The sequence below is a fragment of the Paenibacillus sp. YYML68 genome (assembly GCF_027923405.1).
Lineage (GTDB): Bacteria > Bacillota > Bacilli > Paenibacillales > NBRC-103111 > Paenibacillus_G.
Genome location: NZ_BQYI01000001.1, coordinates 2,930,348 through 2,942,242 on the forward strand (window position 1 = coordinate 2,930,348; position 11,895 = coordinate 2,942,242).

The window sequence follows — 11,895 nt, forward strand, 5'->3', positions numbered from 1 at the left end:
AAAACAATCAAAGGGCAAAAAGGAGTGTTGCATTCCCGTTTGCCCTTCTGTATCATTTCCGAAGTGATTTAGTAAGCTCGTCCGAAAAGAACCGTATGCTTCGCCGCTTCACCGCAGACGAGGCATGTCGACTTGTGCACTCCTGGCTCGAACGGAATGTTGCGGCTCGTTGCGCCGGTCTCTTCCTTCACGGTTGCCTCACATGCATTAGAGCCGCACCAGCCCGACAGCGAGAACCCTCGCTTCTTCTGGAGGAATGACTTCAGCTCATCCAGCGTATCGGCTGCGGTCATCGACTCATCACGGAACCTCTTCGCTCGATCATACATTTCCCGCTGTGTCTCCGTCAACAGCTTTTGGACCTCTTCCACGAATTGGCTCTGCGCAACGACACGCTTCTCCCCCGTAATCCTGGATACGAGCACCACTTGGCCGTTCTCCATATCACGCGGACCGAGCTCTACGCGAATCGGCACGCCGCGCATTTCGTATTCATTGAACTTCCAGCCCGGGCTCTGATCTTGACGGTCGTCCACCTTCACGCGAACGCCAGCCTTCTTCAGCTGGTCATACAAGCCGTCCACACAAGCGATCGCTTGTTCGCGTGTCTTCGCTGGTCCAATCGGAATCATCACAACCTGTGTCGGAGCGACCTTCGGAGGAAGCGCAAGTCCGCGGTCATCACCATGCACCATGATGAGCGCACCGATCAGTCTTGTGCTAACGCCCCAGGACGTCGTATGGCAGAACGTGTGCTGGTTATCACGATCCAAGTATTTGATATCGAAGGCTACAGCGAAGTTCGTGCCAAGATAGTGCGACGTCCCCGCCTGTACCGCCTTGCCATCCTTCATCATCGCTTCGATCGAATACGTGTCCACCGCTCCGGCAAACTTCTCGGAAGGCGTCTTCTGTCCGGTAATGACCGGGATCGCCAGGAAGTTCTCCGCGAAGTCCTTATAGATCTCGAGCATCTGCATCGTCTCGCGACGTGCATCTGCCTCATCCTCATGCGCGGTATGACCTTCCTGCCAGAGAAACTCGCTCGTCCGTAGGAACGGCTGCGTCTTCTTCTCCCAACGCACCACGTTCGCCCACTGGTTAATGAGCAGCGGCAGGTCGCGGTACGAGTTAATCCATTCCGCGTACATATGACCGATCATCGTCTCGGACGTCGGACGAATCGCAAGTCGCTCCTCGAGCTTCTCTCCGCCAGCCTCGGTTACCCAAGGCAGCTCTGGATTGAAGCCCTCGACGTGTTCCTTCTCCTTCTCGAAGAAGCTCTCCGGAATGAAGAGCGGGAAGTATGCGTTGCGGTGACCTGTCTCCTTGAAGCGGCGATCCAGCTCACGCTGTATGTGCTCCCAGATCTCATAGCCGTCCGGCTTGAACACGATGCAGCCGCGCACCGGCGCGTAGCTCATCAGATCCGCCTTCTTGATCGTATCAATATACCAGCGGGAAAAATCCTCGCTCTGCGGCGTAATTTCCTTCACAAACTGCTTCTCTTGCTTCTCCTTCGACATGGTTCCGATGCTCCCCCTGCTAACGGCGTTTCGTTATCCTTTAATAAGTTCGAGTATATCATTGTATGTTACAGCAATCATGAGCAGCATGAGCATCGCAAAGCCTACGAAGTGGACCATGCTCTCGCGATTCGGATCAATCGGCTTGCCTCGCAGTGCCTCGAGACCGAGGAACACGAGTCGGCTTCCATCCAGTGCTGGCACTGGCAATAGGTTGAACAGACCCAGGTACAAGCTCATGAGAGCCATCCAATTGACATATTGCGGCCAGCCTGCAGCAGCCTGCTCACTCGTGAACTGGACGATCTGCACCGGCCCGCCCAGCTCATCCATGTCCACCTGCAGCGTCGCCAGCTTACCGAAGCCGTCGAGGATGAGCGTGCTATAGAGCACCATGTTCTTCCAGCCAAACTGGAATGCCTCCGAGATCGTAGCCGGACGCGTATCCGGACCAAGCGATACCCCGACGCGAATCGCATTGTCTGCAGTCAGAACAGGCGTCACCTGCTTCGTGAGCAGCTGCTGGTCACGTTCAACGACCCAGCTCATCGGCTTGTTCGCCGAATCTTGGATCAGTCCAGTCAGCTTCTTGCTGTCCCCGGCAATCTTCTCCCCGTTCACTTCGATGATGACGTCTCCTGCCATCAGTCCTGCCTTCTGAGCGGCAGAGCTGTCTACGGTGCTCTGAATGCGAATCCGATCAGGCAGCGGAGTACCGACCATGAACGCAACAGAGATGAACAAGATGATCGCAAGGATGAAGTTCATCAGCGGTCCGGCAAAAATCGCCAGCGCACGCTGACCGACCGTCTTGCTGCCGAACTGACGATCCCATGGCGCAATCTGTGTCTCCTTATCCTTACTAACCATCATCGCCTGCGGATGGACAGCGAACTTATGCAGTACACCGTCGACATCGACACGAACGAATAGCTTATGTTCCAGATCAATATCTTCAACGACACCTTGCAGCGCATCGCGTCGGCTGTCCAGATCGTTCAAGTAAATGTGTGTCACCTTATCGTCCTGTATCGCCAGTGCGATGCGCTGCCCCGGGTTGATCTGAACGAGCTCGGGATCTTCACCGGCCATGCGAACGAAGCCGCCAATTGGCAGCAGTCTTAACGTATAACGCGTTTCCCCTTTGACGAATGAGAGTACCTTCGGGCCGAAGCCGATAGCGAACTCCCGTGTCAATATGCCTGCACGTCTAGCGAAGTAAAAGTGACCCCATTCATGCACCGTCACCAATACAAAAAACAAGAGAACATTCAGTAAAATCAGTTGAAGTACGTTCACTCTAGCTCACGGCCTCCTTACACTCATGTTCATATTTACAAGCTCTTGGAAGGGCGTTCTTCATGCTCCTAGATTAACATTAATGATTAGCCGAACACAAGCCGAGCCCATGCTATGAACATATTACGGACAAGGAGGAATGATGACTCATTATAGTAACATCCCGAGGCTATTACGATGACGGAATCGAGGCTGCCGCTTCTCTTGCCCATCGGTCGCTCTCCAGAATGGCCGCCAGCGGCGGCGCTGCAATAACCTCATGGCGGTTCATGACCTCAGCAATGATGTGCTCAATCGCAAGGAACGAGATTTCATTGCGTAGGAAACGGGCGACAGCTACTTCATTGGCCGCATTATACACGGTCGGCATCGTACCACCGGTTCTTCCGCACTCATACGCCATCGCAACACAAGGGTAGCGCTCCATGTCCAGCTCACGGAAGTGCAGCTTACCAATCTCAGCAAGCCTCAGCGGCTGTGACGGAGTGCTCATTCGATCCGGATACGTGAGCGCATATTGGATCGGCACCCGCATATCTGGCATGCCAAGCTGGGCGACAATGCTGTAGTCGACGAACTCGACATACGAATGAATAATGCTTTCGGGATGAATGAGCACATGGATTCGGTCATAAGACAGCCCAAACAGCCAATGCGCCTCCATGACCTCTAGCCCTTTGTTCACCATCGTCGCGGAATCGATCGTAATCTTAGCGCCCATCGACCAGTTCGGATGCTTCAGCGCATCCTCTACCGTCACAGCTGCAAGCTCATCTCGCGTACGATCTCGGAACGAACCGCCCGAAGCTGTAAGTGTAATCGTATGTATACGCTCTCGGTTCTCACCGTTCAAGCATTGGAAGATCGCCGAATGCTCGCTGTCGATCGGGAGTAGCTGCACCCCCTTGCGCGCGGCCAAGTCCGTGACGAGATGTCCGGCACTAATAAGAGTCTCCTTATTGGCGAGGCCGATATGCTTGCCCGCCTCGAGCGCTGCAAGCGTCGGCTGCAGCCCTTGGCTGCCTACGAGCGCTGTGACAACAAGCTCCGCATCATGGTTCGCCGCGACCTCGACGAGTCCCTCCGCACCATACATAACGGTTGTACCGGAGGGTACGCGCACCTGAAGCCACTCGGCAGCGTCCTTCGTCGCGACGCTTACTTTTTTCGGACGGAACTGAATCGTCTGCTCCAGCAGCAGCTCCTTGTTATGCCCACCCGCCAATGCCTCGATCTGATACAGCTCAGGATAATGCGAGACGACATCCAACGTTTGGGTGCCGATGGAGCCTGTCGATCCGAGAATGCTGATTCTTTTCAACTCGCTCACTCCAGCCATATGAATTTACGCTTGTGGGAGCAGGGAGAGCATGTGCAGGAACGGGAACACGATCAGCCAGCTGTCCGTGCGATCGAGCACACCGCCGTGTCCAGGCAATATCGCCCCCGAATCCTTGATGCCCTTCACCCGCTTATAAGCCGATTGGATCAAGTCGCCCATCTGTCCGACAATCGCGATGACGATGCCGACGATGACCGCTTGACCGTACCCGAGCAGCTCTGGACGAAGCCAAGCGAATCCCAGCGCAACGATTACAGACAGCACGGTGCCGCCTAGGGCGCCTTCTACCGACTTCTTCGGACTAATGGTCGGCCACAGCGGCGTCTTGCCGAACTTCGAGCCGGTGAAGTAAGCTCCCGAATCCGTCGTCCAGATGCAGAGGAAGATCAGAAGCGTCCAGAACAGCCCGTTGTCGGCGATCGCCCGTGTTTCGATCATATAATGAAAACCAACCCCGACATAGACCATACCGAGAAAGGCGGTCGCCACATGGTCGATGGTCGTCTTGTTTTTACTGAGTACCGTTCCTGCCAGGAACAAAAACATCAACACCCATATCAAATAGCCTGATGTCATGACGTCCCCTTGCCAGTCGTACAAAAGAGCAAGAACGCCCGCATACCCGATAATTTCGATCACCTTATTGCTATTAAGCCCGTTCATCCGAAGAAATTCGGCATAACCGACCAGCGCCAGCGCAGCAATCAACCCCGCATACCAGTAGCCTCCGAGGTATAACATGATGAAAAATCCGAGCCCTGCCACGATTCCTGTGACGATTCGCTGCTTCAAATCGATTCCTCCAATACCGCTACAGTCCCCCGTATCGTCTGGCGCGGCGCTGATATTCTTGGATAGCCATGTAGAAGTGCTGTTCATTAAACTCCGGCCAGCACAGTTCAGTAAAATAAAGCTCCGAATAGGCTAGCTGCCAAAGCATAAAGTTACTGATACGCAGCTCACCGCTCGTTCGAATCAGTAAATCCGGATCGGGAAGCGGAGCCGTAAGCATATATTGGGAAAATAGCTCTTCATTAATGTCCTCGGGTCGTAGTCGACCGGCCGCTGCTTCTTGTGCGATGCGCTGTACTCCCGAAATCATTTCTTTACGGCTGCCGTAGTTCAAGGCAAAGTTAAGAATAAGACCGGTATTATGCTCGGTCTGCCGGATCGCATCCTCTACCGACTTCCGCGTATAATCTGGCAGCGCCTCCGGCCAGCCTGTAATGCGGATTCGTATATTGTTAGCGATTAGCTCATCGATCTCTTTAGGAAAAAACTCCAGCGGCAGCTTCATCAAATATTCGACCTCGTCCTTCGGCCGCTTCCAATTTTCAGTGGAAAAGGCGTACAAGGTCAGCGCCTGAACGCCGATTTGATCTGCCGCTAACGTTATTTTTTTCACGTTTTTCATGCCCGAATGGTGTCCAGCGACACGCGGAAGTCCGCGCTTCTGTGCCCAGCGGCCGTTACCGTCCATGATGACGGCGACATGGTTCGGAATATTGTCGGTATCGAGCGAGAAGATGCTCTCCTCGTCCTTGGTCGGCGTTCCGAACCATTTTTTGAATGGCTTCATGAGAGATCCCCCATCAAGAAAGACTAAAAGCCCCCTCGAATAAGGGGGTTTTTGCCTATTACACTTCCATAATTTCTTTTTCCTTGGCGACAAGCACCTTGTCTACCTCGGCGATGAACTTGTCTGTTGCCTTCTGAATATCGTCCTGATGACGGCGTGACTCATCCTCAGACATACCGGCCGTCTTCTCCAGCTTCTTGATCTCGTCGTTGGCATCACGACGCACGTTACGAATTGCGACCTTCGCTTCTTCACCGAACTTCTTCGTCAGCTTCACCAGCTCCGCACGACGCTCTTCAGTCAATGCTGGAATCATGATGCGGATGCTCGAGCCATCATTCGAAGGCGTAAGGCCGAGGTCTGACTTCATAATTGCCTTCTCAATCGCCGATACAGAGCCCTTATCCCAAGGCTGAATCATCAGTGTGCGGGAATCCGGCGTGTTGATGTTAGCTAGCTGGTTAACAGGTGTTAGCGCCCCGTAGTACTCAACCTGAATGCGGTCCAGCAGCGCTGGTGTCGCCCGTCCGGCACGAAGCGTCAGCAGCTCTTTTTTAAGCGAGGAGATCGCTTTGTCCATGCGCTCCTCGGCATTTTTCTTTATCGTTTGCGGCATCGTTACACACTCCCTTTTACGATCGTGCCGATCTTCTCACCCATCACTACGCGCTTAATATTGCCGCTTTCGGTAATGGAGAATACAATCAGCGGAATGTTGTTATCCATACATAAGGAGGACGCTGTCGAATCCATAACGCCTAGATTTTTGTTCAGTACCTCCATATAGGTCAGCGTCTCGAACTTGACCGCAGTCGGGTCCTTGAACGGATCTGCAGAATATACGCCGTCTACTTTGTTTTTGGCCATCAGAATCACTTCAGCCTCAATCTCAGCAGCTCTCAGCGCAGCTGTCGTATCGGTCGAGAAGTACGGATTGCCTGTGCCTGCTGCGAAAATAACGACGCGCCCCTTCTCCAGATGACGCATTGCTCTGCGGCGAATATAAGGCTCTGCAACCTGCTGCATCGTGATCGACGACTGCACACGTGTCGGTACGCCGATCGTCTCGAGGGCATCCTGCAAAGCGAGCGAATTCATTACCGTAGCCAGCATCCCCATATAATCGGCTGTAGCACGATCAATGCCCTTAGCACTACCGGCGATACCTCTCCAGATGTTGCCGCCGCCTACGACGACAGCTACCTCAACCTGAAGATCAACAACATCCTTCACCTGCTGTGCAATCGAGCTGATCACTTCGGCATCAATACCATAGCCTTGCTGCCCTGCTAGCGCTTCGCCGCTTAACTTCAGGATGACTCTTTTAAAAATTGGACTAGCCACGTTCGTTTCCTCCGCTTCGTTCAAACTGTAATTTCATTTTACTTTACAAAACAGGGAACACCAAGTGTTCCCTGCCGCTCAATTCTATAATGGACCTTACAGTTTGACTTGGCTCATAACTTCTTCTGCAAAGTTTTCTTGCTTCTTCTCAAGACCTTCTCCGAGCTCGTAGCGCACGAAGCGGCGAATCGACAAGTTCTCGCCGATTGTTGCAATCTTTTCCTTCAGTACTTCTTCAACCGACTTGTCTGGGTCCTTGATGAAAGGCTGCTCAAGCAGGCAGTACTCTTCGTAGTATTTCGCCAGACGGCCTTCTACGATTTTTTCAACGATCTTCTCTGGCTTACCTTCGTTTAGAGCTTGGTTCGTCAAGATCTCACGCTCTTTGTCAAGCGCCTCTTGAGGAACTTCATCACGGCGAAGGAATTTCGGATTCGATGCTGCGATGTGAAGCGCAACGTCACGTACGAACGCTCTGAACTGCTCGTTCTTTGCTACGAAGTCCGTCTCGGAGTTTACTTCAACGAGTACGCCGATCTTACCGCCAGCATGAATGTAAGACTCGATCATACCTTCTGTAGCGACACGGTCGGACTTCTTCGCTGCAGCAGCCAAGCCCTTCTCACGAAGAAGCTCAGACGCTTTCGTCAGATCTCCATTCGCCTCTTCCAGCGCTTTTTTGCAATCGAGCATACCTGCTCCTGTTTTCTCACGCAATTCCTTTACTGCCGAAGCACTTACTGCCATGATTGGGCCTCCTTGAATTTAGAAGTTTTTGTTAGGATGAGCTATGTACCTCAAAAAAAAGGGCGGTGAAAGGATTTTGCACCTTTAAACCACCCTTTCTTGTATTCAACCTTAAGCTGTCGTCTGTTCGCCTTGATGAGCCTCGATAACGGCATCTGCAATTTTCGCTGTCAACAGCTTAACTGCACGAATTGCATCGTCGTTACCTGGGATTACATAATCGATTTCATCCGGATCGCAGTTCGTATCAACGATACCTACGATTGGGATACCAAGCTTGCGCGCTTCTGCAACTGCGATGCGCTCTTTGCGAGGATCGATGACGAACAATGCGCTCGGCAGACCCTTCATATTTTTAATACCGCCCAAGAACTTCTCGAGGCGATCCTTTTCTTTACGAAGGATGATAACCTCTTTCTTAGGAAGAACGTCGAACGTGCCGTCGTTTTCCCATCTGTCAAGCTCGTGAAGACGGTTAATACGCTGTTGAATTGTGGAGAAGTTCGTCAGTGTACCGCCGAGCCAACGCTGGTTGATGTAGTACATGCCGCAACGCTCTGCCTCTTCTGCAACGGAGTCTTGAGCTTGCTTTTTTGTACCTACGAACAAGATTGTACCGTTCTCTTCAGCAACGGAACGTACGAAGTTGTACGCCTCTTCAACCTTCTTTACCGTCTTTTGCAAGTCGATAATATAAATTCCGTTTCTTTCAGTGAAGATGTAACGATCCATTTTCGGGTTCCAACGACGGGTCTGATGACCGAAGTGCACCCCAGCTTCAAGAAGCTGCTTCATGGAAATTACTGCCATCCTCACACACCTCCTCAATATTGGTTGTTTTTTTGTGGCAACCTCCGCTCGATCTCATCTTCACAGTGAAACTCCCAGATTATTGCGGCATGCAACATGGAGAGAAGCATGAACTGCAACGCGGAAGCACCGTCACTGGAATTAATCGGCGTGTGGATTTTTACACCGTCAATTACTATACCACAATCGTATAGGTGATGCAACTACCGTCTAATGATGTCGAACTTGGTGGCTCATAAGGCACGGATCTTACACCAATTGAACACAAAAATCAGACCCTCGTAAGGATCTGATGAACTATCGAGATATGAGATTCGTTATAATTTGCTCCAGCGACTGTGGACCCTTGAAGACGTGAATGCCTGCAATGACGCTGCCGGACAGCTGACGCTTGTGCATCTCATTCTCGAATGCCGCTTGGTCACTGATCAAGCCGCTCTGGAACAGCATCTCCGACACTTGAGCCATGACCATCCCCTTAGTCACGTACACATACGTTTCTCGCACGGGCGGAGCGGCAGGTGTTTGTGCTGCCGAGGCATTTTTCGCCTTCTCCTCCTCGACTCGCTTCACTACGACCGCGTCAAGCTCAGGCTGGGTGTATACTTTGGCATCCTTCTCATACACGTTAAAATGAACAGAGGCGGCTTTCCGCAGCTCTTCCTTATCAAGCGCTTCAGCAGTAGGCTGACCTTGCTGCGCTCCTTGTGATGCGTCGAAGCCGCTGGACGGCGAAGCCAGCATCAGCTGCAGCAACACAGCACCGGCAATAATGCCTGAGCCAAGGCCGTAAAGCACGTACTTCTTAGTTGACATTGACGCTGTCCCCCTGTTTGGCAAGCTGTAGGATGAGGCTGACTTCCCCTTTATTCATACTTAGCTTCTTGGCAATGACATCCATCGACTTCCCTTCATCATGCAGCGCGAACAGCTCCGCATAACGTTGCCGCATGTCCATCAGAGGGGCGTTGCCAGGCTGGTCCTGCTGGTCTTGCTCTGGTGTATTCGTCGACTCGAGGGCCGCTTCTGAAGCTGTGGCCACTGTCCCAGCATGGGCAGCCGTCTGTGGCGCATAGATCGGCTGCTTCTGCAGCTGCTCGGCTACGAATCCAACTCGGCTTAAATCTTGCTGCAGCTGCTGATTGTGCTTCTCCAGCGTCTCTAGCCTTGCTGCCAGCTTCGCCGTATGCGTATCGTATTCCTTCTTCGTTTCGGAGAACAGCTGAATAATCGCCTTGTTTTGCTCCTCGAGCTCGATGGCAAAATGGTCCATGGCGCTTTCCATTTCTTTCGCCATCGTTTCCGATCCGTCCTCGCTTTTGCTTGCGCGCTTCGGCAGCAGCATCGCATAGACGATTACGCATAAACCGAAAAGGACAACGTATACCCACGGTTGATTCATCTGCGTTCACCTTTTTCCGCACATAGTGTCAAAGCGACAAATCGATATGATGACCCTTGAAGGGATGATCCTTGGACGGCTTCGACGAAGCGCTTCCGCCGGACTGAGCCTGCTTCGAAGACTTGCGTGACTTGTTCCCATCCCCGGCGTTGCCTCCGCCCTGCTTGCCCTCATCGCGAATCGAGGCACCGTTCGTCTCCTCCATCTTCATGCTGCGGCCACGCTGCGCCAGCGTCTCCTTCTGGGCTGCCTCCGACAACGCAGCTTGATCCACCACCGGCTTTTGGTTCAGCTGGTTTTGCTTCAGACCGACTTCGTCATTTTTGTGCAATGCAAATTGCAGGTCAATCGCTCTTAGCGTCATCCGCTATCCTCCTATCCGGACATCCGAGATACAAGTTTGAGCATCCTTAGCCATATCACCGACAACCTTATAACGGACTCATGGCAATATCGCCGTCATGCAGCTGGAATTTAACTCTCGTCGCTGCGTCTTTAATGAATTTGGTATTGCGTCCAATGACAATCTTCGTACCGCTGTATACCATCCCAATTACTTCGACCCTCGCGCGCTCGGAGTCCTCCAGTGACTTCTCAATTTCGAATATTCGGCTCTTATACGATGAAATTTCTTCCTGCGCCTGTTTCTTCGTATGGTTCAGCTTGATGCGCATCCCAACCTTCTCAGGGGATAGCTGCCCCGCCGCTGCCATCTGATCGAGCAATACGAGAGCCTTCTCGGTCTTATTTAAGTTGTCCGCAACCGTCTTCAAGCTTTGCTTCAGCTGCTGGAGCTCGTTACGCAGCTCCGGAAGAACGCCCACCTCAATAGCCGTAACGGTTGACATCGTGTTGCCGATCGTTCTTGCCGTTACTCGCTCACCGGCCTGCAGCTGTCCTCCGACGATAAGCCCCTTCGTACCTTTGCAAGTAATTTCTTTGCCCGCTCGAATGTTCGAATGCATGATGCTTTGGTTCACGAGCACTTCCTCGCCGACTTCGATCGTGGCATCCTGTATGAAGGAGCACTTCACCCTTTGACCTGCGCGGATGACAGCCTTATGATGACCCAAAATGCCTGCGTTAATCTCAATAGAGCCGCCAGCCTCAAGGTCAGCACCGTCTACGTTGCCAGTAATTCGAATATCGCCTGCCGCTTTAATACGGAAGCCAGGAATTACACTGCCGCGAATAACGACGGTTCCAACGAAGTCGATGTTGCCAACATGATAATCGACATCACCATTCACCTCGAAGACGGGAAACACGTTCAGCTTGTCACGGTCTGTCTTCGTTACCATTCCGTCCATCGCAGCATACAATGCTAACTGCTCAGGATCGGTCACGACGTTTTTCCCGAGCTTAAAGCGCGCTTCCTTCCCGTCCTTGGCAAAAAGCACCTCGCCGGTTACCGCTTTCCCTTCTGTACCTTGTTCGGCTGGGACTCGTTCAGCGATCAGCTGACCCTTCCGAACGTTATGAATCGTCGTCACTTCTTTATAATCGACCTTGCCGTCCTCCAGCTCCAGAGGCCGCTTCTCCAAGTCATCAAGATCGAACATCGTCTTAATGTACCCGTCAGCTCCATGCACAGGAGGCTGGCCCTTCGCGATTACAGTCTTTTGATTGAAGAACGATTGTGGGTCCTTCACAATTTGAGCGATCTTATCCTCCAATAGACCGTGTACGATACGGTTCAACTGTAGCAGCTCCTCGAGTTGACTTCTGGAGAACGTCCCTCTCCAGCCGTCTACATTCGAGAATCTTAGGGTAGCCGTCAGTTTATCATCATCCACCGCGATGTCCACATAATGGTTAAGCGGCAGTTCATGTTCACTCATTATCA

13 protein-coding genes are annotated in these 11,895 nt (G+C 52.3%); all 13 read right to left on the minus strand.

Features of this window, described 5'->3' with window-relative positions:
* Positions 1 to 68: 68 nt before the first annotated feature.
* On the minus strand, positions 69 to 1,526 hold the full coding sequence (gene proS, locus PAE68_RS13225) for a proline--tRNA ligase (RefSeq protein ID WP_281887569.1): 1,458 nt from the start codon (positions 1,524 to 1,526) through the stop codon (positions 69 to 71).
* A 33-nt stretch (positions 1,527 to 1,559) separates the two neighbouring features.
* Complete coding sequence (gene rseP, locus PAE68_RS13230; RefSeq protein WP_281887570.1) at positions 1,560 to 2,825, minus strand: RIP metalloprotease RseP; 1,266 nt, start codon at positions 2,823 to 2,825, stop codon at positions 1,560 to 1,562.
* Between the two features lie 172 nt (positions 2,826 to 2,997).
* Positions 2,998 to 4,146, minus strand: a complete 1,149-nt coding sequence (locus PAE68_RS13235; protein ID WP_281887571.1) for a 1-deoxy-D-xylulose-5-phosphate reductoisomerase — start codon at positions 4,144 to 4,146, stop codon at positions 2,998 to 3,000.
* A 24-nt stretch (positions 4,147 to 4,170) separates the two neighbouring features.
* Entirely contained in the window at positions 4,171 to 4,959 is a 789-nt protein-coding gene (locus PAE68_RS13240) for a phosphatidate cytidylyltransferase (RefSeq protein ID WP_281887572.1), read from the minus strand.
* A 19-nt stretch (positions 4,960 to 4,978) separates the two neighbouring features.
* The gene (locus PAE68_RS13245) at positions 4,979 to 5,746 is read right to left on the minus strand and encodes an isoprenyl transferase (protein ID WP_281887574.1); all 768 of its coding nucleotides are present in this window, start codon (positions 5,744 to 5,746) and stop codon (positions 4,979 to 4,981) included.
* 58 nt (positions 5,747 to 5,804) lie between these two features.
* Complete coding sequence (gene frr, locus PAE68_RS13250) at positions 5,805 to 6,362, minus strand: ribosome recycling factor (protein ID WP_281887576.1); 558 nt, start codon at positions 6,360 to 6,362, stop codon at positions 5,805 to 5,807.
* A 2-nt stretch (positions 6,363 to 6,364) separates the two neighbouring features.
* On the minus strand, positions 6,365 to 7,090 hold the full coding sequence (gene pyrH, locus PAE68_RS13255) for a UMP kinase (RefSeq protein WP_281887578.1): 726 nt from the start codon (positions 7,088 to 7,090) through the stop codon (positions 6,365 to 6,367).
* 96 nt (positions 7,091 to 7,186) lie between these two features.
* The gene (tsf, locus tag PAE68_RS13260) at positions 7,187 to 7,837 is read right to left on the minus strand and encodes a translation elongation factor Ts (protein ID WP_281887580.1); all 651 of its coding nucleotides are present in this window, start codon (positions 7,835 to 7,837) and stop codon (positions 7,187 to 7,189) included.
* A 111-nt stretch (positions 7,838 to 7,948) separates the two neighbouring features.
* Positions 7,949 to 8,647 carry a 30S ribosomal protein S2 gene (rpsB, locus tag PAE68_RS13265; RefSeq protein ID WP_281887582.1) on the minus strand — a complete coding sequence of 233 codons (699 nt, stop codon included), beginning with the start codon at positions 8,645 to 8,647 and terminating at the stop codon, positions 7,949 to 7,951.
* Positions 8,648 to 8,944: 297 nt separating this feature from the next.
* Positions 8,945 to 9,463: an MltG/YceG/YrrL family protein gene (locus tag PAE68_RS13270; RefSeq protein ID WP_281887584.1), complete on the minus strand. Its 519-nt coding sequence runs from the start codon at positions 9,461 to 9,463 to the stop codon at positions 8,945 to 8,947.
* Positions 9,453 to 10,049 carry a hypothetical protein gene (locus tag PAE68_RS13275; protein ID WP_281887586.1) on the minus strand — a complete coding sequence of 199 codons (597 nt, stop codon included), beginning with the start codon at positions 10,047 to 10,049 and terminating at the stop codon, positions 9,453 to 9,455. Before PAE68_RS13275 ends, PAE68_RS13270 begins: the two co-directional genes overlap by 11 nt.
* Positions 10,050 to 10,077: 28 nt before the next feature.
* The gene (locus PAE68_RS13280) at positions 10,078 to 10,413 is read right to left on the minus strand and encodes a hypothetical protein (RefSeq protein ID WP_281887588.1); all 336 of its coding nucleotides are present in this window, start codon (positions 10,411 to 10,413) and stop codon (positions 10,078 to 10,080) included.
* 67 nt (positions 10,414 to 10,480) lie between these two features.
* On the minus strand, positions 10,481 to 11,890 hold the full coding sequence (locus PAE68_RS13285; protein WP_281887590.1) for a DUF342 domain-containing protein: 1,410 nt from the start codon (positions 11,888 to 11,890) through the stop codon (positions 10,481 to 10,483).
* Positions 11,891 to 11,895: the final 5 nt, after the last annotated feature.

Bases quoted from the DNA above. Each gene is read 5' to 3' on its own strand.
- PAE68_RS13275 (WP_281887586.1), bottom strand. From the start codon at position 10,049: ATGAATCAACCGTGGGTATACGTTGTCCTTTTCGGTTTATGCGTAATC.
- PAE68_RS13285 (WP_281887590.1), bottom strand. From the start codon at position 11,890: ATGAGTGAACATGAACTGCCGCTTAACCATTATGTGGACATCGCGGTG.
- PAE68_RS13270 (WP_281887584.1), bottom strand. From the start codon at position 9,463: ATGTCAACTAAGAAGTACGTGCTTTACGGCCTTGGCTCAGGCATTATT.
- PAE68_RS13280 (WP_281887588.1), bottom strand. From the start codon at position 10,413: ATGACGCTAAGAGCGATTGACCTGCAATTTGCATTGCACAAAAATGAC.
- proS (WP_281887569.1), bottom strand. From the start codon at position 1,526: ATGTCGAAGGAGAAGCAAGAGAAGCAGTTTGTGAAGGAAATTACGCCG.
- frr (WP_281887576.1), bottom strand. From the start codon at position 6,362: ATGCCGCAAACGATAAAGAAAAATGCCGAGGAGCGCATGGACAAAGCG.
- rpsB (WP_281887582.1), bottom strand. From the start codon at position 8,647: ATGGCAGTAATTTCCATGAAGCAGCTTCTTGAAGCTGGGGTGCACTTC.
- tsf (WP_281887580.1), bottom strand. From the start codon at position 7,837: ATGGCAGTAAGTGCTTCGGCAGTAAAGGAATTGCGTGAGAAAACAGGA.
- PAE68_RS13245 (WP_281887574.1), bottom strand. From the start codon at position 5,746: ATGAAGCCATTCAAAAAATGGTTCGGAACGCCGACCAAGGACGAGGAG.